Origin of the sequence: Gordonia westfalica (assembly GCF_900105725.1) — a bacterium.
Classification (GTDB): Bacteria; Actinomycetota; Actinomycetes; order Mycobacteriales; family Mycobacteriaceae; genus Gordonia; species Gordonia westfalica.
This window is the reverse complement of sequence record NZ_FNLM01000034.1, coordinates 3,632,888-3,652,834: the sequence shown is the minus strand read 5'-3', so window position 1 is coordinate 3,652,834 and position 19,947 is coordinate 3,632,888. Positions and strand designations below refer to the sequence as shown.

At 67.3% G+C, this 19,947-nt stretch carries 17 protein-coding genes and 1 pseudogene; 11 read left to right on the top strand and 7 right to left on the bottom strand.

Annotation, left to right across the window (positions count from 1 at the left end; translation table 11 throughout):
- Positions 1-28: 28 nt before the first annotated feature.
- Positions 29-1,489, bottom strand: coding sequence for a sigma factor-like helix-turn-helix DNA-binding protein (locus BLU62_RS22275; RefSeq protein ID WP_074852112.1), 1,461 nt, complete (start codon positions 1,487-1,489; stop codon positions 29-31).
- 272 nt (positions 1,490-1,761) lie between these two features.
- Here BLU62_RS22275 and BLU62_RS22270 point away from each other — a divergent pair, with 272 nt between their 5' ends.
- The 4 genes from BLU62_RS22270 (at position 1,762) to BLU62_RS22255 (ending at position 7,945) form a co-directional block, all read left to right on the top strand.
- Entirely contained in the window at positions 1,762-3,228 is a 1,467-nt protein-coding gene (locus BLU62_RS22270) for a class I adenylate-forming enzyme family protein (protein WP_084811862.1), read from the top strand.
- A gap of 120 nt (positions 3,229-3,348) precedes the next feature.
- On the top strand, positions 3,349-5,211 hold the full coding sequence (locus tag BLU62_RS22265; RefSeq protein WP_074852110.1) for a DUF3556 domain-containing protein: 1,863 nt from the start codon (positions 3,349-3,351) through the stop codon (positions 5,209-5,211).
- Positions 5,208-6,635, top strand: a complete 1,428-nt coding sequence (locus BLU62_RS22260; protein WP_074852109.1) for a phytoene desaturase family protein — start codon at positions 5,208-5,210, stop codon at positions 6,633-6,635. Before BLU62_RS22265 ends, BLU62_RS22260 begins: the two co-directional genes overlap by 4 nt.
- On the top strand, positions 6,632-7,945 hold the full coding sequence (locus BLU62_RS22255; protein ID WP_099047877.1) for a PucR family transcriptional regulator: 1,314 nt from the start codon (positions 6,632-6,634) through the stop codon (positions 7,943-7,945). Before BLU62_RS22260 ends, BLU62_RS22255 begins: the two co-directional genes overlap by 4 nt.
- Positions 7,946-7,960: 15 nt before the next feature.
- Here the strand turns inward: BLU62_RS22255 and BLU62_RS22250 are convergent, their stop codons facing one another.
- Entirely contained in the window at positions 7,961-8,794 is an 834-nt protein-coding gene (locus BLU62_RS22250) for an SDR family NAD(P)-dependent oxidoreductase (RefSeq protein WP_074853129.1), read from the bottom strand.
- Positions 8,795-8,957: 163 nt separating this feature from the next.
- On the opposite strand from BLU62_RS22250, the gene BLU62_RS22245 reads away from it, so the two are divergent.
- The gene (locus BLU62_RS22245) at positions 8,958-9,860 is read left to right on the top strand and encodes a helix-turn-helix transcriptional regulator (RefSeq protein ID WP_074852108.1); all 903 of its coding nucleotides are present in this window, start codon (positions 8,958-8,960) and stop codon (positions 9,858-9,860) included.
- Between the two features lie 22 nt (positions 9,861-9,882).
- On the opposite strand, the gene BLU62_RS22240 is transcribed toward BLU62_RS22245, so the two are convergent.
- Positions 9,883-10,353 (bottom strand): hypothetical protein, encoded by a 471-nt coding sequence (locus BLU62_RS22240; RefSeq protein ID WP_074852107.1) that lies wholly within the window; start codon positions 10,351-10,353, stop codon positions 9,883-9,885.
- 194 nt (positions 10,354-10,547) lie between these two features.
- Between BLU62_RS22240 and BLU62_RS32955 the strand changes: the two genes are divergently transcribed.
- Positions 10,548-10,694, top strand: a complete 147-nt coding sequence (locus BLU62_RS32955) for a hypothetical protein (RefSeq protein WP_159441575.1) — start codon at positions 10,548-10,550, stop codon at positions 10,692-10,694.
- Here the strand turns inward: BLU62_RS32955 and BLU62_RS22235 are convergent.
- Entirely contained in the window at positions 10,691-12,439 is a 1,749-nt protein-coding gene (locus BLU62_RS22235; protein ID WP_074852106.1) for a DUF3556 domain-containing protein, read from the bottom strand. The two genes, BLU62_RS32955 and BLU62_RS22235, sit on opposite strands and share 4 nt — an antisense overlap.
- A gap of 85 nt (positions 12,440-12,524) precedes the next feature.
- Positions 12,525-12,809 (bottom strand): annotated as a pseudogene (locus BLU62_RS22230) (winged helix-turn-helix transcriptional regulator); the annotation flags it as partial.
- Positions 12,810-12,870: 61 nt separating this feature from the next.
- Here BLU62_RS22230 and BLU62_RS22225 point away from each other — a divergent pair.
- Both BLU62_RS22225 and BLU62_RS22220 read left to right on the top strand, forming a co-directional pair.
- Positions 12,871-13,779 (top strand): alcohol dehydrogenase catalytic domain-containing protein, encoded by a 909-nt coding sequence (locus BLU62_RS22225; RefSeq protein WP_074852105.1) that lies wholly within the window; start codon positions 12,871-12,873, stop codon positions 13,777-13,779.
- Between the two features lie 75 nt (positions 13,780-13,854).
- Positions 13,855-14,751, top strand: a complete 897-nt coding sequence (locus BLU62_RS22220) for a hypothetical protein (protein WP_074852104.1) — start codon at positions 13,855-13,857, stop codon at positions 14,749-14,751.
- Between the two features lie 133 nt (positions 14,752-14,884).
- Here BLU62_RS22220 and BLU62_RS22215 read toward each other — a convergent pair whose 3' ends face one another.
- Positions 14,885-15,607, bottom strand: coding sequence for a GNAT family N-acetyltransferase (locus tag BLU62_RS22215; RefSeq protein WP_074852103.1), 723 nt, complete (start codon positions 15,605-15,607; stop codon positions 14,885-14,887).
- Positions 15,608-15,797: 190 nt separating this feature from the next.
- On the opposite strand from BLU62_RS22215, the gene BLU62_RS22210 reads away from it, so the two are divergent.
- The gene (locus BLU62_RS22210; RefSeq protein WP_074853128.1) at positions 15,798-16,502 is read left to right on the top strand and encodes a DUF1275 family protein; all 705 of its coding nucleotides are present in this window, start codon (positions 15,798-15,800) and stop codon (positions 16,500-16,502) included.
- A 170-nt stretch (positions 16,503-16,672) separates the two neighbouring features.
- Here BLU62_RS22210 and BLU62_RS22205 read toward each other — a convergent pair whose 3' ends face one another.
- Entirely contained in the window at positions 16,673-17,191 is a 519-nt protein-coding gene (locus BLU62_RS22205) for an OsmC family protein (RefSeq protein ID WP_074852102.1), read from the bottom strand.
- Between the two features lie 361 nt (positions 17,192-17,552).
- Here BLU62_RS22205 and BLU62_RS22200 point away from each other — a divergent pair, with 361 nt between their 5' ends.
- Positions 17,553-19,220, top strand: coding sequence for a nuclease-related domain-containing DEAD/DEAH box helicase (locus BLU62_RS22200; protein ID WP_074853127.1), 1,668 nt, complete (start codon positions 17,553-17,555; stop codon positions 19,218-19,220).
- 29 nt (positions 19,221-19,249) lie between these two features.
- On the top strand, positions 19,250-19,933 hold the full coding sequence (locus tag BLU62_RS22195) for a DNA alkylation repair protein (protein WP_074852101.1): 684 nt from the start codon (positions 19,250-19,252) through the stop codon (positions 19,931-19,933).
- Positions 19,934-19,947 lie beyond the last annotated feature (14 nt).

Below are 19,947 nucleotides of genomic sequence, written 5' to 3'. Positions count from 1 at the left end.
TGGACGATCTGCGCGAAGCCGTGTGGCCTCAGCCGAGTGCTTCGTCGAGCAGGTCCGCGAGCGTGGGCTCCTTCCGCAACCGTACGAGTTCCAGAACATCCTCGCGACTGGAACCCGGAGGCAACCAGAGGGATTCGACCGCTATCTGCAGGAGGCGATTCGTGGAGATCCGGGTGGGTCGTCGACCGAGTCGGACCAGAACGTCCGCAGCCGTACTCCGGGAGTCGCCGATCCTCGCCCGGCGCACGTCGAAGGAGCCGGGTCCGAAATCCAGGAACACCGGCGTGCCGGATTCCAGTCCGAGGGCGTCGGTGAAGCGTTTGATGGAACCCGAACGTGCCTGCACCGACGCCCACGTGAATGTCTGTGGGCCGAGGGGAGACTCGAGTGTCACCGGTGACCCGGGTCCGACGCCCAGGAGCCCGGCCAGCGCGCTGGGGATGTTGAATCCGGTTCCGCGGCACTGGGCAGCGGTGACGGCCGTCGCCCAATGCACCACCTCGCCGTCGCGGTAGAGCCCGCGCGTCCGACCTGGAGATCGACGGGGGCGGACCGCTCGCTCGCGCCGCGTGACGATGCCCTCGCGCGTCTGGTATTCGCCTGCGCCGGCATAGGACCGGATGCTCGCCGGACTGATGTCGTAGCGGTCCCGAATGGTCGCGATGATGTCCTCGATCGGCGCCGATCCGCCGCGTTCGGCCACGATGGCGCCGATCTGGACGCGCACCGGCTCGTACCGCGGGAGGTTCCATCGCTCGAGTCCGTAGCGGGTGCGGTCGGTCTTGACGATGCGGGCGTCGGACGCCAGCACATTGCGGATGCTCGCCTCGGCGCGCGGCAACGGCGCTGTCGCGTCGACGATCTCGTCGAAGCCCAGCGGTTCCCCGGCGGCTGCGAGCGCACCGGTGAAGAGATCACCGGTCGACGCCGTCGCGGAGACCGCATGGCCGGATGCCTTCCCGCGCAGGATCTCGAAGCCGGTGCGTCGCAACCAGCGTTCGGTCGCATCGGGTGAGAGTCGGAGACGCCCGGCGATCGGCGCCACGGGTGCGATCCCGTCGCCGGGCGTCGCCTCGGCCACTATCGCCCTGGTGGTCTCGGCGACGTTCCGGAGCGGTCCGCGGATGATCCAGTCCTCGGTGACCCGCAGGCCGGACGCGGCGGCGACCACCCGCCAGCACGGGACACCCGCATCACCGAACGGGGCGCCGGCGTCCGGGTGGTCGGTCATGAGCGCGGCGACGTCGGCGACCGGTGCTGCCCGACGGCCGATCGTCGCCGACAGTGCTGCCAGTGCCGGTGTCGCCTCGATGACTTCCACGAGCCGCTGCCGAACGGAGCGTTCCATCTGGGTGACCCGCTCGCGGGAGATCCCCAGGAGCTCTGCGACCTCGGCCTGGGTGCGTGGTGTGGCCGAGTAGGCGCGCTCGGTCAGGATCGCGCGCTCCCGCTCCGACAGCGAGGCCTCGAGATCGGCGATCGCGGTCATCGGTGGCTTCCTCGGCGGGCGGCGGCGGGAGTCGCGGGTGGGAACGGTGGCCCCCGTGCGGCGGAGCACCGTCAGAGTACCGATGTCGCCCTCCGCGGATGCGTCGCGAGCCCTGTCCTGAAGTCACACCAGTTTGTGCGCCGAGCACAAACGCCCCTCCCAAGTCTGGCCTCCGAGGCCGTTCCAGATCACCTTGCGGTTGCTTAGTGTTCTGGATCACACGCCGGAGCACAACTGCCCGGCCGGATCGCAACTGTATGGAGGGCCTACCCGTGACCAGTTCCTACTTCGCCTGGGACCTGACGACGCGTGGCGACGCACCGTGCGTTCGCGACGACGCGACCGCTCTCGACTATGTCAACTTCGCCGAGCGTGTCGAAGCCGCGGCCGAGCAGTTCGCCGCGCGAGGCGTCGGCCGGGGTGATGTGGTGGCGACCTTCCTGCCCAATCGGGTCGAACTGCTGATCACCCTGATGGCCGCCTGGCGGCTCGGTGCGATCGCCACCCCGGTGAATCCGGCCTTCACGCCCGACGAGGCCGAGTATCAGCTCGCGGATTCCGGCGCGCGCCTCGTGGTCGGGGTCACTGCGGGCGGGACCGATCCCGACCGCGGCTTCCTCCCCGTCGACGAGCTCGCCACGTCGCCGGATGCGGGCTGGCGACCGCCGGTCGCGCCGAGCTTCGACGACGACGCCCTGCTCATCTACACGTCCGGCTCGACCGGCCGGCCCAAGGGTGTGCGCCTCTGTCACGGAAATCTGAACTACATGGGATCGGCCATGGCGCAGCACTTCTCGCTGACCGAGCGGGATCATGCCCTCCTCGTGCTGCCCCTGTTCCACGTGAACGCCATCTGCGTCAGCTTCCTGGCGCCGATGCTCGTCGGTGGGCAGCTGAGCATCACCGGCAAGTTCTCGCCGAGCCGATTCTTCGACGACGTCGCGCGACTGAGGCCGACGTACTTCTCCGCTGTCCCGACCATCTACGCGCTCCTCGTCTCGCAGCCCGGTCTCACCCCGGCCGCGGTCGGTTCGCTGCGATTCGCGGTCTGCGGGGCGGCCCCGATCTCCAAGGAACTGCTCGACCGGGTCGAACAGGCCTTCGGCATCCCGATCGTCGAGGGTTACGGGCTGACCGAGGGGACGTGCGCGTCGGCCTGCAATCCGATCGAAGGGGTGCGGAAACTCGGCACGGTCGGGCCCGCGCTTCCCGGCCAGCACATCGCCATCGTCGACGCCGAAGGTGCCCAGGTGCCGGCCGGTGAGACCGGCGAGGTCGTCATCAGCGGACCGAATGTCATGCGCGGCTACCTGAATCGACCCGACGCCACCACCTCGACCATCGTCGACGGCCGGTTGCACACCGGTGACGTCGGCCGCCTCGACTCCGACGGTTACCTGACCCTCGTCGACCGGATCAAGGACATGATCATCCGCGGCGGCGAGAACATCTACCCGAAGGAGATCGAGAACGCACTCGCCACCCATCCCGACGTTCTCGAATGCGCCGTCGTCGGCGCTCCCGACGAGCTCTACGGTGAGCTGCCCGTCGCCTTCGTGGTCGCCTACCCGGACCGGGATCCATCTGCCGGCGAGCTCGCCGGCCATCTCGCCGATCGGCTCGCGAAGATCAAGCAGCCCAGTGTGATTCACGTTGTCGAAGCTTTGCCGCGGAACCCCGTCGGCAAGATCGACAAGCCAACCCTGCGCAGCGAGTTGCGCAGTCCCCAACCCATCTGAGACGACCCCGCAGACGATCCACACCTCGCAGCCGTGCCGGCCGGCGAGGCGACCCCCCGTGCGCTCGGCCGCCGAGGCGCCCGAGCGCAAGTCAACTACCACCAAAAGGAGTGCACCGCAATGGGACTCACCCAACCGGATTTCCCCCAAGTGGACCCGGAGACCTTTCTCCAGAGACCCTTCTTCGACCGAATCCGAACACTCGGGGCTCACTGGGCCGACTACGGATTCGGCACGCCGAAGATGGTCCACATCATCTATCTGGCGAAGGTCTTCGTCTTCTACGTCGGCGTGGGGATGACGCTCGCGACCGTGACATCCGGGCTCAACCCGCTGCACGTCTCCGAGTGGTGGAACCAACCCATCGTCTACCAGAAGGCGATCCTGTGGACGGTGCTGGTGGAGATCCTCGGCATCGGCGGCTCGTGGGGTCCGCTGGCCGGTCACTTCAAGCCGATGACCGGCGGCGTCCTGTATTGGCTGCGGCCCAAGACCATCCGGCTCCCACCGTGGCCCGGCAAGGTGCCGTTCACCAAGGGCGACTCACGGACCCCGTTCGACATCGCCGTCTACGCGCTCATCCTCGCGAACCTGGTTGTCGCGATCGTGCTCCCGGGTGTCACGTCGAGCTCGCTCGACGCCGCGATGGGTGACAACCAGGGCCTGGTGAACCCCATGCTCATGTACCCGCTGATCGCGCTGCTCGTCGTGATCGGTCTGCGCGACAAGGTCATCTTCATCGCCGGTCGTTCCGAGCAGTACCTCCCCGCCCTGATCTTCTTCGGGATTCTCCCGTTCGTGGACATGATCCTCGCGCTGAAGCTGCTCATCGTCTCGGTGTGGGTCGGTGCCGGTGTGTCGAAGATGGGCCACCACTTCTCGATGGTGATCCCGCCGATGCTGTCGAACACCCCGTGGCTGCCCAGCAAGGCCATCAAGCGTGCGCACTACCGCAACTTCCCCGAGGACATGCGCCCGTCGAAGCTGGCCGGCGGCGTCGGGCACGTGCTCGGCACCATCGTCGAGATCGTCACGCCGCTGGTGTTGCTCTTCTCCACCAACAAGACGCTCACCGTGGCCGCGGTCGTGCTGATGGTGTGCTTCCACATCTTCATCCTGTCGACGTTCCCGCTGGCGGTGCCCCTCGAATGGAACGTGCTGTTCGCCTACGCGTCGGTGTTCCTGTTCCTCGGCTTCCCGGCCTGGGACGGCTACGCCCTCACCGACACGTCGATGCCATGGGCGATGGTGCTGATCGCCGCAGCCCTCTGCTTCTTCCCGGTCCTGGGCAACCTGCGCCCCGACCTGGTTTCCTTCCTGCCGTCGATGCGTCAGTACGCCGGCAACTGGGCGTCGGCGACCTGGGCCTTCGCGCCGGGCGCCGAGGAGAAGCTCGACCAGCACGTCGTGCGACCTGCCAAGAACACCCGCACGCAGTTGCTCGCGTCGTACCCGCCGGAGGTCGCCGACGTGGTGATGCACCAGCTGCTGGCCTGGCGCTCGCTGCACAGCCAGGGCCGTGCGCTGTACTCGCTGATGATGCGCCATCTCGGTTCCGACATCGACACCTATACTCTGCGGGAGGCGGAGTTCTCCTGTAACTCGCTGGTGGCCTTCAACTTCGGTGACGGACACCTGCACGACGAGCGGCTCATCGCCGCACTCCAGCGGCGCTGCAACTTCGCGCCGGGCGAGTTCACCGTCGCCTGGATCGAGTCCCAGCCGATCCACAGGGGAACTCAGCGGTTCAAGGTGATCGACGCCGCACTCGGTGTCATCGAGACCGGCACCTACCGGGTCGTCGATGCGATCAACGAGCAGCCCTGGCTGCCGAACGGGCCGATCCCGTTCGAGGTCGACTGGACTCTCGACGTTGACGCTCGCCGTGCGGTCACCGATCCTGAGGTGGTGCGTGAACCGCGGATGCGCCGCAACGACAGCGGCGCGTCGCCTCTACCGGCGACAGATCAGGTGCAGCAGTGACCACTGCTGTCGTGGTCGGCGGCGGGCCCAACGGGCTCGCCGCCGCCCTTCACCTCGCCCGCAACGGGGTGCAGGTGCAGGTGCTGGAAGCCGGCGACACGGTCGGCGGTGGCGCACGGTCCGGCGAACTGACGGTCCCCGGTGTCATCCACGACCATTGTTCGGCGTTCCATCCTCTCGGTGTGGGGTCGCCGTTCTGGGCCGAGGTAGGACTCGAGAAGTACGGGCTGGTGTGGAAGTGGCCGGAGATCGACTGCGCCCACCCGCTCGATTCCGGGGACGCCGCACTGCTGTACCAGTCGATCGCCGAGACCGCCGCAGGTCTCGGCGACGACGGGGCCCGCTGGCGGTCGATGTTCGCCGACCTCGCCGAGAACTTCGACGATCTGGGCGAGGACCTGCTCCGGCCGATCGTCAACATTCCCGGACACCCGATCCGGCTGGCCGCCTTCGGCCCTCGCGCGGTGCTGCCGGCCACCGTGCTGGCCCGCTGGTTCCGCACCGAGCGGGCGCGAGCTCTCTACGGGGGGATCGCGGCGCACCTGTTCTCCCGCCTCGACCGGCCGTTGACCGCGTCGCTCGGCCTGATGATCGCCGCGAGCGGGCACCGATACGGATGGCCGGTCGCCGAGGGCGGTTCCGGCTCCATCATCGCGGCGGTGTCGGCCGCGCTGCTCGACGCGGGCGGCAAGATCGAGACGGGCGTCCGTGTCAGCTCCCGTGCCGACATCCCGCCCGCCGATCTCGTCCTGCTGGATCTGTCACCGGCTCAGGTCCTTTCGATCTACGGTGACGACATGCCCGCGCGGGTTCGCCGTTCCTACCGGCGATATCGCATCGGGTCGTCGGCGTTCAAGGTCGACTTCGCCATCGACGGCGACATCCCGTGGACCAATCCGGATTGTGTGCGGGCCGGAACCGTCCATCTCGGAGGCGGCTTCGACGAGGTCGCGTACACGGAGAAGCAACGCGCCACCGGGGTCATGCCGTCACGGCCCTTCGTGCTGCTCGGTCAGCAGTATGTCGCCGACCCCGGTCGCAGTGCGGGCGGTATCAATCCGATCTATGCCTACGCGCACGTCCCCAAGGGCTTCGACGGCGACGCCACCGACCGGATCGTCGCGCAGATCGAGAGATTCGCGCCGGGCTTCCGAGACCGCATCGTCGCCACGTCGAGCACGGGAACCGAGGGCCTGCACCAGGGCAATGCCAACTTCGCGGCCGGGGACATCATCGGCGGCGCCAACGACGGGCTGCAGATGGTCCTGCGACCCCGCCTTGCGATCGATCCGTATGCGACAGGTGTTCCGGGTGTGTACATCTGCTCGCAGGCCAGTCCGCCGGGAGCCGGTGTGCACGGGTTGTGCGGGTACAACGCCGCGGAGTCGGCGCTCCGTCATGTCCGGGTGGGTTCGACCCGATGACCGGTTCGGGTTCGTTTCGCTCGATGTCGACGGCCGCCGGTGACGCCGCGCGGGACCGGTTGGCCGGTGTACCGGCGGCCGCCGGGTCCGAACTTCTCGAACATGCGGCGCTGGTCGCGAAGATGTTGCGGGAGAGTGAATCCGAGATCGTCGCGGAACTGAGCTCGATGATGGCGCGCGAGATCGACCAGCTCGACATCGACCCCAAACTCGTCGAACTCCTCGAGGCCAGTGTCCACGGCAACGTGTCGACGATCATCCATGTCCTGGCCAACGACATCCCCGTCGAGCATCTCCAACCGACCACTGCGGCAGTGGAATACGCGTTGCGTCTGGCGCAACGGGATGTCCCGTCGAACTCCCTCGTCCGCGCGTACCACATGGGCCAGAACAGCGTGATGCGCAGCTGCTACCGGATGGTCGAGGAGCTCGACCTCGACGCCGACGACTCGATGGCCCTGACCCGGCACATCTCCGACGTACTCTTCGGCTACATCGACTGGATCACCCTGTACGTGTTCGAGGCGTACGAGGACGAGCGCCGCCGGTGGCTGGGCGTCGAGGGCAACGTCCAGTCGGCCGCCATCCACGCGTTCCTCGACGGCCTCGACGCCGACGACCGCGACTTCGAGAGCGAGACCGGCTACCGCCTGGACCGGCGACATCTCGCGTTGATCGTGTGGTCGGCCGACGACGATCCGCTCGAGTTGGGTGTACTCACCCACACCGCACGGGATCTGGCCGTTCAGATCGGTGGGGGCGGGGATCCGATCGTCACCGCCATCGACCGGTCGACCGTCTGGGCCTGGATCCCGTTGGCGGCTCGAGGTGGTGACGAGAGCGTCACGCGGGCGTCGGTACCGCCCGGGGTCCGGGTGGCGTGGGGACTCCCGGCCTCGGGTGCCCGCGGATTCCGGCGTACACACGAACAGGCCCGCGCCGCGTACTCGGTCGCGACGGCGCCGGGTAGCTCGGCCGGCCAGGTCGTCGGCTTCGGTGACCGGGGCGTGGCCGTCGTGTCACTGCTTGCACGAGAGCTGGATTCGACTCGGGCCTGGGTCCACGAGGTGTTGGGCGGGCTCGCCGAGGACACCCCGAACGCGGCCATGCTGCGGGAGACGCTGTCGGTGTACTTCGCTACAAAGGAGAGCCACCTCCACACCGCCGAACGGCTGAACCTGCACCGCAACACGGTGAAGTACCGGGTCGGCAAGGCGCTGGCCGAGGTACCGCGCGACCGCGATCGCCTCGACCTCGCCCTGGCGCTCACCGTCTGCGAGTTCCTCGGGCCCACGGTGCTCGACCGCTGACCGGCCGATCGTCGGTCAGTCACACGCGGTGGCTGCCGAGGCCTCCCGTAGCGGCGCGATCTCCTTCTCGATGCGTTCGGTGATAGCCACTCGTCGGTCGAGTGCGTCCTGGCCGATCGGAAGATGCAGGGGCAGTGGATCGTCCGACGACACGATCCGGTGGATGAACGCGGCGCCCTTGACCGGATCGCCGAGCTGGGAGTGGTTGGTCTCCTCGGCCCATTCGAGCGTCGCATGGGCGGGTGTACCGTCGTACGCCGCAACCTGATTCGCCGGCAGCTGCAGCGAGCTGGCGTCGAGGAAGTCGGTGCGGAACACACCGGGTTCGACGACGGTGCTCTGGATTCCGAACGCAGCCAGCTCACCGGCGAGGGATTCGCTGATGCCCGCGACCGCGAACTTGGTTGCCGAATAGAGTGCGACGCCCGGCTCGCCCTCGAGGCCGCCACGCGACCCGATGTGCACGAGTTTGCCGCGACCGGCGGCCCGCATCAGCGGTACGACCGCACGAGTGGCGTTCAGGAGCCCGAAGACGTTGACGTCGAACACCGACCTGGCCTCGGCATCGGTGACCTCTTCCACCGCGCCGAGGAGGCCGCGGCCGGCATTGTTGACCAGGACGTCGATGGCGCCGAAGCGCTCGACGGTCGACGCGACCGCGGTGTCGACCTGGTCGATGTCGGTGACGTCGAGGGGCACCGGGAGGACGTCGGGATGGTTGCGGACGTCGTCGGGGATGGAGTCGGTGTTGCGTGCACAGACGGCGACGCTGTCGCCGGCCCGAAGAGCGGCCCGTGCGATCTCGAGGCCCAGTCCGCGGCCCGCTCCGGTGATCATCCAGACAGACATGTTCGTGTGCTCACTTCCTGTTGGGGTGTGGTGAATCGCCGTCGAGGCGATGACACCCATCGTCGGCGACCCGCCACCATCGGTGAAGAGAGAGTTCTTCCTGGGACAAATTGGGCCACCCTGACCCTTTGACGCAGTTCGGCAGAGTCCGGAGGATGGGGACATGCCCGATCAGCTGGAACCGTCGCTCGCCGACTTTCTCCGCGCGGCCCGTGGCCGGTTGTCACCGGACGACGCCGGGATATCGGACGCGGGTCGTCGCCGGGTCGACGGTCTTCGTCGTGAAGAACTGGCAATGCTCGCCGGGGTGAGCGTCGACTACTACACGCGCCTGGAGCAGGGGCGGAGCAAGAGTGCGTCCCTCGAGGTTCTAGACGCCATCGCCGACGCCCTGCAGCTCGACGACAGCGAACGCACCCACCTGCACACGATCGCCCGGCGCGAACCGACCAGGAGGCGCCGTGCCGACAAGCCGCAACGCCTCCACGAGTCGACCCGGGAGTTGCTCGCCACCTTCGACACGGCGCTGCAACCGGCCTTCGTGCTCGGGCGCCGGCTGGATGTGCTGGGCCACAACCGACTTGCCGGCCTCCTCGTCGCCGACTTCGAGAACATGCCTGCGGCGGTACGCAATCAAGCCCGTTTCGTCTTCCTGGACCCGCATGCACGTGACCTGTACAGCGACTGGGACGGCGTGGCCGCGGATACCGCGGCCATGTTGCGCATGGACGCGGGCAAACATTCCGACGACCCGCGCCTCGGAGCGCTGGTGGGCGAACTGTCCATCCACAGTCCGGAATTCGTCAAGCTCTGGGCCCGTAACCGCGTGCACGAGCGGAGCGTCGGCACCAAGCGGTACCACCATCCGGTGGTGGGTGATCTGACCGTCGCCTATCAGGCCCTGACACCGGGCGACGATCCCGAGCAGACGATCTTCGTCTACCGGACCGAGCCGGGATCGGCGTCGCGGCATGCGTTGCAGCTTCTGTCCGGGATCGCCGACGTGCCGTCGGCTCTGCCTGCGACAGAGACTGCCGTCCGGCGCACTCCCGACGCGGGCGCCTGACCGGCGGTCCGGGTCGGCCAGGTCAGCCGATTGCGGTTTCGTGTTCCTGCGGGGCGGTTCGTCGTGCCGATCCGACGGGAGACAGCGCCAAGGCGATGGTGCCGGTCACGACCAGGTGCGACGGGATCTCGGCGTGCAGGGTGCGGCGGTGGCGGGACAGGTCGACAACGGTGATGTCGACCATCGACCGGTCCGAACCGGCCCCGGGGAACGCGACATCGAGAATCGACGAGTGCAACGGAAGAGCGGCGTCGATGGAGACGACCGCGCGTCCATGGGAGATGACCGCCGAAGTCATCCGGGTCACCAGCGTCGGATACCACTCCGCAGGCGCGCACGAGGACTGGCACATGGGGAGTCCGTCGGCGTCGAGGTAGAAGGCGACCTTGCGCCGCAGGGATTCCTCACGCAGTGAGAGCTCGCCGGCGAGGACGTCGTCGCCGGCGACACAGAGCTCGGCTCCCCAGGTGGCTGCATCGAAGATTCTGGTCACTTCTGACCCCTCTCGGCGAAGGCTGCTGTTCTCACAGTGTGACCGATGAAGGCTCGTTCCGCACGTCGACGCGGCGGAAAGATGTTCGACGACAGGGGGTTTCAGGATCGAATCCCGCGGGAGGGCGGCACGCCGGACCTGGCGTCGATACGACGCGCACGACGATCGGGTGCTCGGACCGCTGATCCCGGCGTGTGCCTTCGATCATGGCGCAACACTCCGGTCTGCGCATCTCGGACACGCCGTTCCCGGTCGTTCGGGTGAACGCCGATACCGGCCGGCAGGTAGGCGAAGGGGCGATGGCGGTCACCTTCGTCCACAGCCGGCTGGCGTCGACCTAGCCGGGCGAGTCCGCGTGGGTCCCGTCGGCACGCCACGTCACCGTCGTCGGGACCTCGTCGTCCCAGGGCTGCCGGGTGACGAGATCGGCGACGCGGACGTAGCCGCGTTCGAAGACGCCGGTCGCCGGATCGATCAGGCGGTACTCCTGGGTCTGACGATGGATGGGCTGGGCGTCGAGCAGAACGATCCGCACTTCGCCCGGCTCGAAATGACAACGCCGCTGCAGTGATTCGATCAGCTGCTCGTTGGAGAGGTGGCCGTCGCCGAAGTTCCAGCCCATCGCGGTGCTGCAGATCCGCTCACCATCGGTGAGCATGAACTGTTCCTCGGGGATTCCGTTCATGGCGCGATGAGCCAACGTGAAGAGCGCGCGACCGTGACTGTTGAAGGAGCGGAACGCATATCCCATGTAGAGCGGGATCTGCGCCGCTTCGGGACTGCCGTAGAACCGTTCGAGTTGGGCGGCCGGCATCGACGCGATGGCGACGACTCCCGCTTCGATCTTCGCCGACGCCGACGGTTTGATGCACCACAGCCCGGTGTCCCAGTTGCCCGCGTAGTACCGCATGCCGGGTAGGAAGGACACCTTGCGCGGCATCAGGTTTCCCACGATGACCGTCGTGGCGGAGACGGCGAACAGGACCACCGGCCAGGGGGATCGGAGATCGGTGAGCCCGACGCCGGGGTGTCCGACGAAGATCGCGAGGATGCCGAACATCATGAAGACGTTCCACTCCAGCGGCACACCCATCGGGATCGACGACAGGATGCCGAAGTGGAAGAGGATCATGATCGCGGCGGCGATCCCGCCGACCCAACCGCCGTGGGAGAAGAACAGCACGATCGGGACGAGCCCCTCCACCGCAGTGGAGAAGTGGGCGATCCAGCGGGAGCGGCGGCCGGGCCGCAGGTCGTCGGGAAAGCTCTCGAAGAACTTCCGTTTGATCTTCGGTGACCGCCAGATCGGGTTGTTGGACATCATCGTCGCGATGACGAAGGGGAAGTGCTTGTTCAGCTTCGACGTCGCCGCACCCAGCCAGATGCACAGGAACACGAGCTTGGCGCCGATGATCATGTCGACGCCGCCGAACAGGAACGTCACGGTGAGTGCGCCGTACACCTCGCCGCGTGCGGCCAGGAAGATGGTCTTGTCGCGTAGCCCGATCGCGGCGAGAAGTGCGAGGATCGTCCAGATCTGCCACGCGGGCAGGACACCGACGGTCGTGTCGAGGTCGGGGATGGCGCCGGACCCGGGGCTGAACAGGGCGATCAGCACGACGGCGATCAGCGCGGCGTAGAGCAACACGTCGACCGGGGTCCTGGTGTCGCCCGCGGTCAGTGGGATGCGCGGCCAGGGTGGTTGCCGGATTGTCTTGGGGCGCAGCCAGTAGAGGATCGACCCGAACGGTGGGAAGAAACGATTGTTCAACGGCCCGAACCCGCAGCCGAACCCCACGACCTCGAAGAGCATGGTGTACAGCACGATCTTCTGGAAGACGATCGGCTCGTTGTACCAACCGGCGACGTCGAAGAAGCCGTCGATACCCGGAGTCGTGATGACGACCGCCCATCCGACGAGGATGAACACGAGGATCTTGCCGACGTAGAACAGGTGCAATGCCACCGGGGTTCCGAACCCGACCTCGGCCCAATGCCGCGCCATCGGCCGGATCTTCTCCGCCCGTGTGCCCTGGCTCCAGGTCGGGAAATCGATGTCTGGCGTGGTCTGCTTCAGGAATCCCATCGTTGCCGAACGTAACAAACCAAGCGATTGCTTGGGGCGGGATCAGGTTTGGTTGCGGCCGGAGCAGGGACGGTCTCGGCGTCCTTCATTCGTGCGCGGCGTCGTAACGCTCCCTGCTGGCGTGGACCTCGTCCATGTGGTTTTCGGCCCAGTCCTTGATCGATGTGATGACCCCGTGCAATGACAGCCCGAGGCCGGTGAGCTCGTAGGTCACGGTCACCGGGACCGGCGGGGTGACCGTGCGGGTCAGCATGCCGTCGCGTTCCATCGAGCGCAGCGTCTGCGTCAGCATCTTCTGGCTGACCCCGGCAAGCCGGTGGCCGAGTTCGGAGTAGCGCATCGCGCGCGGGCCGCCCGGGCAGTCGTTTCCAATAGAGAGTTGCTCTCTCATGGTGGTTCATAGATGGGCCACACACAAGGAGGAGCACACCATGAACACATTTCGAGCAGCTGTCGTGATCACGCCGACCGGTCCCGATTCGATCGAGGTCGTCGACGTCCCGGTACGGGCGCCCGAGTACGGCCAGGTGCGCGTTGCTGTTGCCGCCGCCTCCGTCAATCCTGTCGATCTCGCGGTGTCGTCCGGGTTCTTCCACGAGGTGGGGGTGATCAGCGGCGACGCCGCCGTCGGTGTGGGGATGGACTTCGCGGGCACGGTCGTCGAGTCCGGAGCCGGCGTCGACCTCGAACCGGGCACTCGCGTGGCCGGGGTCCTGACCGGGTTCGGCAATGCGACCGGCGCCTACGCCGACGAGGTCGTGGTGCAGGTCGATGCAGTCGCAGTCGTGCCCGAACAGCTGGACCTCGTCGCCGCGTCGACCGTGGCCATCAACGCCCTCGCCGCCGAACAGATCCTCGACCTGCTCGGTGAACCGCGGCCCGGCGCCGACCGGCTGCTCGTCACCGGGGCTGCCGGTGTGGTCGGCGGGTACCTCCTCGTTCTGGGTCGACGGCGAGGGTGGGACGTCACCGGTCTGGCCCGGTCGACCGACGAGGAGTTCATCCGGGGTCTCGGTGCCGGCTTCCTCGATCAGCCGGAAGGCGGATGGCCTGCGGTCGTCGACGCCGCCGCGATGCACGAGGCAGCGCTTGCGCTCGTGCGCGACGGCGGACGGTGGGTCGGGGTGATGCCCGGTGGAGCGCCGGCCGCCGAGCGTGGGATCAGCGTCGACGTGGTCGACTCCCACGCCGACGACCGGCTCGGGTCGCTGCTGGAACTGGCAGCGGCCGGTGTCCTACCGATCCGGGTGGAAGGAACCTTCCCGCTCGACCGAGTTGCCGACGCACAGAAGGCCGCCGCCAAGCCGGGCGGCCGGGGCCGGTGGGTGATCACGCCGTGAGGATCGGGCCGGCGTGAGCCGCCGACCTATCCGCGAACGGGCGCCGCGGTCGGGTTCGAGTGGTTCACTGGATGCATGATGTTCGTCGCGATGGCCGTCTTCGTGGTGGTGGTCGCGGTGGCGCTCGTCCTGTTGATGTCGATGGCCGTCGGTGCGTTCTCGGCGATGTTCACCGGGATGAGGGACGACCGCTCGCGTCGACGCTCCGAGCGTGACCATACCCGGGTCGGGGCGTCGGAGGCCGTTGTGCGACCGTCGGCAGACCCGCTCGGACAGCTCGCCGGCGAGATGCGGTTGGCGCAGGCCCGACGCTGGGCGTCGTGCCAGGCGGTGCAGGGTCGTCTCCTGGAGCCGACCCGGCCCGACGACCCGGGAACCTCCGAACACCTCGACCTTGCTCTCGACATCTGGAATGGCGGCGACCGCCACGACCTCGAGCGACTCAAGACCGACCGTGTCGGACAGATCGTCTGGACGACGGCGATGGTCGCCGACAGCGTCAGCCGCCATCCGGCATGGAAGCTGGACTTCTTCGACCGGCATTCCGTGCGTGTCGACCTGGTCGGCGAGGTCACCGCGATCGCCACGGCGGCGGTCGGCCTACGCGATCAGCTCGCCATCCTCGGCGACGCGCCGGCGGGGCACCTCGGCGTCGACGACGAGGTGGTCGCCACGTTCGCGGAGAAGTCGCGGTTGCTGTCCGGGCGACTCGACGGCCTCGTCGAGCGTCTGGAGGCGTTCGCCGACTACGCGCAGATCGTCGCCCGCATCCAGCAACGTCAGGACAAGCAGGCCTGGCTCGACAGGGTCAGCGCCATAGACGAATTCGAGCACGTCGTCGATGCGGAGTGGGACCGCGCGGAGAGCGACCGCGTGCGCAACCTGGCCGACGAATCCGAGGTCCTCGCCTCGATCTACCTGGATGAGATTGCGCCGCTCGCGAAGTCGCTCAAGCGGAGGGACGCTGCGTAGGCCCCCGTTTCGTTCCCTGAGGAGCGCCGGAGCTTGCGGAGGGCGCGTGGCTTCGTTCCCTGAGGAGCGCCCGGAGCTTGCGGAGGCGCGTGACTTCGCTCCCTGAGGAGCGCCCGGAGCTTGCGGAGGCGCGTCACGAAGGGGCCGTCACCACCTGGAACAGCACTTCCTTCCGGACCTCGAATCCCAGTTGCTCGTAGAGCCGAATCGCGTTCACGTTGGTCGCGTCCGCGTGCAGGATCGGCGTCGCACCGCGTTCTCGAATGCCGTGTACGAGAGCGAGGACCAGTCGTGACGCCAGACCCTCGCCGCGGTGATCGGGGTCGGTGCACACCGCGCTGATCTCGGTGTATCGCGGAAGTGAGAGTCGTTCGCCACCCATCGCGATCAGTCGGCCGCCGCGTCGGATCCCGAGGTAGGTGCCCATCTCGATGGTGCGCGGACGGAACGGCCCGGGGCGCGTGCGTCGGACCAGTTCGGTCATCTCCGGGACGTCGGCGCCGGTCAGGCGAACAGCGGCATCGTCGGGCTTCGACGACACCGCGGCGTCGATCATCTGCACTCCCGGCAGATGCATCGTCGTCTCCCAGCCCGAGGGTGGAGTGTCGGCGACCACGGGGATGAACAGGGCGCCTCCCGGACCGACGAGCCGGGCGGCGTCCGACCAGTCATCGAGCGTCGGGTCGTCGGGCAGGGCCGCCATCGGGCAGACGTCGGGGTGGTACCGCAGGGCGGTACCGACGCATTCGGCGAACCGTGCGTGTGGGCTGGTGAGGGCAGCGCGGGCCGGGTTGTCGAGTGGTGAGGGGCCGGAACGTTCTGTCCCGCTCCCGGATTCGTCGACGCTTCCGACCACACGACGACGATACCCGGCGGCGGCGCCCGAGTTCGCGCGCGGTCGGGAAGGAAACGCGCACGCGGGAACCAGGCTGTGCAGGCCGGCCGGCCGGTCCGGGCCTTACGATCGGAGCGATCAACACGCTGGTCACGACGCGCCCCCGGGGCGCCCCCGGCGGGAGTCCGGGCAGAAGGAGCCGCACGTGGCGATGAGTGAGAGTGCCTCCACTGGCGTCGACCGCGAGGCGAGGCGAGATCTCAGCTTGATGCTCGTGCTGACGTTCGCGACCGGTGTGGTCGACGCCGGTGGCTTCCTCGGCTTCGACACCGTGTTCCTCGGAAATATGACCGGGAACGTCCTGATCCTCGGGATGGGCGCGGCCGGAGCCGACGGACTGCCGGTGTTCTCGCTGGCCCTCGCGCTCGTGGCGTTCATCGTCGGAGCCGGAATCGCCAGCCTGTTCCTACGTTCTGGCCGGCGCGGGTGGAGTCCGCGGATGACGGCCGTACTGGCGGTGTCGGCGTCGCTGGTCGCCGGCACCGCGGTGCTCGTCTGGGCGGAACCGAAGGCGCACGTGGCAGCGATGTTCGCGGTCGGGATGACGGCAGGCGCGATGGGCATGCAGGCCGCCGCCGCGCGCAACATCGGCGTCGCGGATGTGACCACCGTCGTGGTCACCTCGACGATCACCGCTTGGGCGATCGACATGTTCGCCCGCCCGAGTCGGGCGACGATCCTGAACCGCAGACTCGCGGCAATCGTGGCAATCCTGCTGGGCGCCTTGGTCGGTGCGCTGCTGATCAAGGTCGCATTGTGGGCGGTGTTCGCAGTGGCCGCAGGGGTCAGCGCCGTCGTGGTGGTGTGCGGGCCTGTGCTGGCGTCGGCGAGTGTCGACGGGGTGACGCGGGTGTGATCAGGTTGCGTTGTGTCCCGGCAACCGCGACACAACGCAATGTGATCTTTTCGGAAGCTCCCCGGGAGTGGGCATACGCCAAGAAACGGTCGGCGAACGCGCCGAAGCGCACCCGCCGACCGTCTTTCAGGTCCCGACCGGTCTATCGCCGAGCCCGAGGATTCCGGGAGTCAGTTCAGCACGATCTCCACCGGCACCGCGCTGCCGAGGGTGTGGCCGACGGGTGAACTGGCCTGGACCTTCGCGTGCAGTTCATCGAGCTTCTCGCGCGGGGCGTCGGAGTCGATGGTGACGTTCGCGGTGATCGAGCTGAAGCCCGCGTGTCCTTCGGCAAGCCCGAGGAAGACATGAAGATCCAGGTCGCCCTTGAGATCGATGCGGAGATCCTTGAGCTCGATGCCCGCGATGGTTGCGTTGGCGGCGTAGCCGACCGCGAGGCAGTTGCCGAGCGCACCGAGGAGCTGCTCGACCGGATTCGGTGCGGTGTCACCACCGCCGAGCGCGGCGGGTTCGTCGGAACCCACCGGCGAGAAGTTCCGCACGCGGGCCTCGGAAGCGAAGGCGCCGTTCCACTGGACGTGTGCCGCCCAGGTCGTCCGGGCTTTGGCGTCGTCGGCCTGGATGGCTTCGACGAGCTGACCGACAGCGGAGATGTCGACGTCGTTGAGGCGGGTTGCGGTCTCGGTCATGGTGCTCCTTCGCGAATGATGCTGTGGCATCGAACGTAATGAGCAACACGTTGTGCGACAGCGTTCAGCGTCATGCTGAGCCGAAGTCTTGGCGGGGGTCCGCGACCGGAGCATGATGGTCGCGCCTCGCCGGTCAGCAGTCGTTCGGTTCACCGATCTTCACGGCCGCATAGGCGCACCCGCGTCTGCGTATTCGTTTGGTTGGTTCGAACGAAGGAATCGAGGCTCGTTCGCGCGGTCACGACGCAGCTGTGTCGCGGGCTCGCGATAGCCTGCGGCAAGGCCGGCTACCGATGACGCGAGGTTGACCAGTGACGACTGACGACACCCCCAGTTCGAGCGTGCGAGAGCGGTGCCCGGCATGCCGTCGGTGATCCCGGAGAACCCGCGGTTCGCGGCGAGCAGCGAAGAAGTGGTCTTCAACGCGCTGAACGATCAACTCCTCGACGAGGATCTGCTGGTCGTCGGGCAGCGGGTCACCGATCACTCGAAGGACCACGAGATCGACTTCGTCGTCGCGATCGAGGGAGCAGGGATCGTGTGCGTCGAGGTCAAGGGCGGCCAGATATGGCACGACGGGGAGTCGTGGTGGCAGGAACGAGCAGGACAGGCAGCCAAACGCATAGACCCGGTGACGCAGGTCCGGGACGGCTGTTACGCGCTGCGCGACTTCGTCGAGTCCGATCCGCGCTGGACCCAGGGGCGTCTCCGCTGGGATCACGTGGTGGTCTTTCCGCATTCGGAGGTCGGCCCCGGATTCGCGCTGCCCGACTGCCCGCGGTGGAAGGTCGTCGATCGGACGCAACTCCATGAGCTCATGCCGCTGATCCGGAAAGTCCTGCTGCAGAGAGACGTCGACTGGCCGGGAGTCGACGCGGACGGCATCATCGCGCTGCGGATCGCACTCAGCGGTAGGGGCTTGCCGCAGCGAGACGTCGTCGCCCGTGCGCTGGAGAACGAGAGTGTCGCCGACTCGCTCACGTCGCATCAAGCGGTCATCCTCCGTGCGATTCATCAGCTGAACCGCGTCGAGGTCCGCGGCGGCGCCGGCAGCGGGAAGACGTTCCTCGCCGTCGAACAGGCACGGCGTCTCGCGAAGGGAGGTCAACGCGTCGCGCTCGTGTGCTACTCGCACGGCCTGGCATCGTTCCTCGAACGACTCACCGCCACTTGGAAACACAAGGAGCGGCCCGCATATGTCGGTGAGTTCCACGAACTGGGCATCAGGTGGGGTGCGCCGACCGGCCCCGACGAGCAGGAACGAACCCAGGCGGCGCAGGACTTCTGGGAACACACCCTCCCGCAGCAGATGTACGAACTCGCACAGCAACTCCCACCGGGCAAACGTTTCGACTCGATCGTCGTCGACGAGGCGCAGGACTTCGCCGACGACTGGTGGAAACCGATGCTGGCGTGCCTGCGTGACACCGAGTCCGGGGGCATCTACGTGTTCAGCGACGAGGCGCAACGTGTCTTCGCCCGGCAGGGTTCGCCACCGGTGGACTTGGTTCCGCTGGTTCTCGACCACAATCTGCGTAACACCAAACAGATCGCCGAGACGTTCAAACCGCTTGTGGGGCAGCGAATGCAGTTGCGCGGCGGCGACGGTCGGCGGGTGAAGTTCGTCGAGTGTGACGCCGACGAGGCGCTTGATGTCGCGGATGACCAGATCGATCCGCTGCTCGACGCCGGGTGGCGTCCCGAGGACATCGCCCTCCTGACGACCGGTAGTCGCCACGACGAGCAGAAGGCTCGACAAGCGGAGGGAAACAAGGAGTACTGGGCGTCGTTCTGGGACGGCGAACAGGTCTTCTACGGTCATGTGCTCGGGTTCAAGGGCCTGGAACGACGCGTCGTGGTCCTGGCCCTCAACGAGACCAAGGCGTGGGATCGCTCCCGGGAGCGTCTCTACGTCGGGCTGTCACGGGCGCGTGATGAACTGGTGGTCTGCGGTGACCCGGAGTTCGTGCGAGAGGTCGGGGGACCCCAGGTCGCGCGACAACTCGGCATCGCCGATGCGGGCACGTAGAAGTGACAACGGAAATGCGGAGAGACGAGATGGCAGCGGTGGACGACGTACTGGCGGAACTGGAGTCGTTGGGTACGGAACAGACGCGTAAGACCTACCGGCGGCACGGGGTCGGTGACAACCAGTACGGCGTCTTGTACTCCGCACTGGGGAAGATCGAGAAGCGGATCAAGGTCGATCACGAACTGGCTCTGGCCCTGTGGGACAGCGGCAATCACGATGCCCGTGTTCTCGCGGCGATGATCGCCGATCCCGGGCAGGCCGACCCGGCGCTGCTCGACGCGTGGGCGAACGACGTCGACAACTACACGCTCGGCGATGCGGTCTCGACGTTCGCGACGTCGACGCCGCTCGCGCAGGAGACAGCTGAGCGGTGGATCGAGTCCGATCGCGAGCTCGTCGCCGCGATGGGATGGAACATGCTCGGCACCATCGCGACGAAGGATCGAGACCTACCGGATTCCTACTTCGATCGATTGCTCTCGCGGATCGAAGTAGAACTCGCAGACAGTCAGAACCGGGTTCGGTACTCGATGAACAACGCGCTCATCGCCATCGGGTTGCGCAACGAGTCGCTGGAGCAGACGGCGGTCGCCGTGGCCGGACGACTCGGTACGGTCGTCGTCGACCACGGTCAGACCAACTGCAAAACGCCCGATGCGATCGCCTACATCGAGAAGACGAAAGCGCATCGGGCGCGTCGGAAGAAATAGGTCGGCGGGCCTGC